We start from the raw sequence: 2,915 nt of genomic DNA on the forward strand, positions 1-2,915 counted from the left end.
TATAAAAAGAAAAGGTACATCCCAAATGAGAAGAATCCTACTTGTCCAAACATGTAGGTCGTGATAACCTTTGTCTCTGATATATCTCATTTATAGTTTGTTTAATTGACTATGTCTTTTAGAATACATAAAATATACTATTATCCCTATAAATAACCAAATACCGAAATAAACCCAAGTTTTTAAAGGTAGATTTACCATTAAGAATAAGCAACATGTTATTGAAATAATCGGTAAGATTGGTACCAGTGGTACCATGAAACCACGTTTTAAATTTGGATGTGTTTTACGAAGAATAATAACTGACACACCAACCATCGCAAATGTTAATAACGCTCCAATATTCGCTAAATTCGATAATTCTTTTAAATCGATAAATCCAGCAATTAAAGCACTACCAATACCTGTTAACCAAGTTGAGAATACTGGTGCTTCTGTCTTCTTATTAATTTTCGCAAACGATTTTGGTAATAAACCGTCACGACTCATCGCAAAGAATACACGTGTTGTTGCATAAATGTAAGCGAAAATTACAGCCATAATACCAATTACAGCTCCAACTGCGATTATACCCGCTACTTTATCTTGTCCTACAACTTCTAATACGTAGGCCATTGCTTCTGGTACATCTAATTCCTTATAAGAAACCATACCAGTCATCACAAGGCAAACTATAACATAAATAATTGTACAAATAACTAGCGAAGCAATAATACCAATCGGTAAATCACGTTGTGGATTTTTTACTTCTTCAGCAGACGTTGCTAACGCATCAAATCCTAAAAAGGCAAAAAATACTGCAGCTCCTCCGGCAAAGATTCCGCTTATACCATAAGGTGCAAACGGGATCCAGTTTTCTGGTTTTACGTAAAATATACCAACTGAAATGAATAAAACAACAATACCAATTTTTATTAATACCATTGCGTTATTCACTCGCTTACTTTCTTTCGTGCCTTTTGATAATAACCAAGTTAATACCAAAGTAATGATTACTGCTGGTAAGTTAACGATTCCACCTTGTGTTGGAATTGTTAAAAGTGATTTTGGTATCTCAATCCCAAATCCGTTTACTAAGTTGTGAAAATAGCCTGTCCATCCACCCGCTACTGCGGCAGTTGTAACTATATATACAGACAATAAAGTCCATCCCATTAAGTGGGCTACAAACTCACCAATCGTCGCATATGAATAGGTGTATACACTACCCGAGACTGGAAGAGCAGATGCGATTTCCGCATAACATAGGGCTGCAAACCCACAAACAATTGCGGCAATCATAAATGAAAAAATAACTGCTGGACCCGCATCTCTTGCGGCTACTAATCCAGTTAATACAAGTACTCCTGTACCAATTATTGCACCTATCCCTAGCATGGTAAGGTCAAATGCGCCCAACGTTTTTGTCAAAGTCTTACTTTTACTATCTTCTAACAATTTCCTTACTGATTTTTTCCTAAATAAGTTGGCCATAACACACGCCTCCATTTATTTAAAAAGGAGCTAAGATATCGTCTCCTAGCTCCCCTTAAGTAAATAATTTTATTTTATAAGATTATTCAATCGTTATTTTACCTCATTGGCAACAAAGAAATGCTCACATACACTTGAAATACGTTTTAAATCCACATTGCCACCTGAAATAACCGCTACTACTTTTTTACCCTGTACATATTTATCAACTTTGCCTGCAAGAAGAGCGGCTGTGGCTAATGCTCCCGCGCCTTCTACGACAGCTTTTCCGCGTTGCATTAAGTCTTTCATTGCTACTTCTAATTCTTCTTCCGATACAGTTACAATTTCATCTACTAGGTCTTTTACAATTTCAAAGGTTAAATTTCCAGGTATTTTTACTGCACAACCATCCGCTATTGTTGGTGCTTGATAGTGTTCCAAAATTCTCCCCGCATCATAAGAAGCTTTCATTCCATGAACATTATCAGCTTGAACCCCAATAATATTAATGGAAGGATTAAATGATTTCAGTGCTACAGCAATCCCTGAAATAATTCCTCCTCCACCAATAGGTACAATAACAGTATCAACATCCCACATATCATCCAGAATATCTAACCCAATTGTCCCTTGGCCAGCCATTACTTCTACATCATCATATGGATGTAGGTATGTTTCGCCTGTTTCTTTTATAATCTCTTCACATTTTGCTTTTGCATCATCAAACGTATCACCGTATAAAATAACTTCAGAACCATATCCTCTCGTCGCATCCACTTTAGCTTGCGGTGCAGAGGTTGGCATCACAATTTTACTTTTGATTCCAAGTAAATGAGAAGATAATGCGACACCTTGTGCATGATTTCCAGCTGAGCAGGCGATTACACCACGTTCTTTTTCTTCATTTGTAAGTTGAGAAATTTTATTAAATGCACCACGAAACTTGAATGAACCTGTTAACTGCATGTTTTCCAACTTTAAATAAATTTCTCCACCGGTTTTACTAGTTAAATAGAAAGATTTAACCAAAGGTGTTTTTCGGGCATTTACATCAAGAATTTCTTTGGCTTTTTTAATGTCAGTGATATCTAACAATACGTTTTTGGTAATCATACTAACACTTCTTTCAATTGTTTAAAGTCCAAACCTAGCGTCATACCTAAATTTTCATAGGTAATAATACCTTTATATACATTTACCCCAGATGCTAATGATGATTTATTTTGAATTGCAATTTCTAATCCATCTTTAGAAATTGCTAGTAAATACTCAATATTTCCATTTGCCAAAGCCATAGTTGAAGTACGTGGGGTGGCACCAGGCATATTTGGTACTGCATAATGAATTACGTCATGTTTAATAAATACAGGATTATCATGAGTTGTATAATGATCAATAGTTTCTACTGTACCACCTTGATCTATTGCGATATCCACAATGACACTTCCTGGCTTCATAGA

General features: G+C 35.7%; 2 protein-coding genes and 1 pseudogene. All 3 read right to left on the bottom strand.

The genetic code is table 11. The features are described 5' to 3' along the window. Positions 1 to 90: 90 nt before the first annotated feature. Entirely contained in the window at positions 91 to 1,473 is a 1,383-nt protein-coding gene (locus tag ACQGSG_RS28015; protein ID WP_426948589.1) for an amino acid permease, read from the bottom strand. A 93-nt stretch (positions 1,474 to 1,566) separates the two neighbouring features. After that, positions 1,567 to 2,568, bottom strand: coding sequence for a bifunctional threonine ammonia-lyase/L-serine ammonia-lyase TdcB (gene tdcB, locus ACQGSG_RS28020; RefSeq protein WP_100655249.1), 1,002 nt, complete (start codon positions 2,566 to 2,568; stop codon positions 1,567 to 1,569). Continuing rightward, a pseudogene (locus tag ACQGSG_RS28025) lies at positions 2,565 to 2,915 on the bottom strand (alanine dehydrogenase); the annotation flags it as partial. The pseudogene ACQGSG_RS28025 and the gene tdcB, both read right to left, overlap by 4 nt.

The organism is Bacillus sp. GMa5/1 (assembly GCF_050172015.1).
In the GTDB taxonomy this organism is placed as follows: domain Bacteria; phylum Bacillota; class Bacilli; order Bacillales; family Bacillaceae_G; genus Bacillus_A; species Bacillus_A cereus.

Excerpts from the sequence above, each read along its gene's own strand:
- ACQGSG_RS28015 (WP_426948589.1), bottom strand. The coding sequence starts at position 1,473 with ATGGCCAACTTATTTAGGAAAAAATCAGTAAGGAAATTGTTAGAAGAT.
- tdcB (WP_100655249.1), bottom strand. The coding sequence starts at position 2,568 with ATGATTACCAAAAACGTATTGTTAGATATCACTGACATTAAAAAAGCC.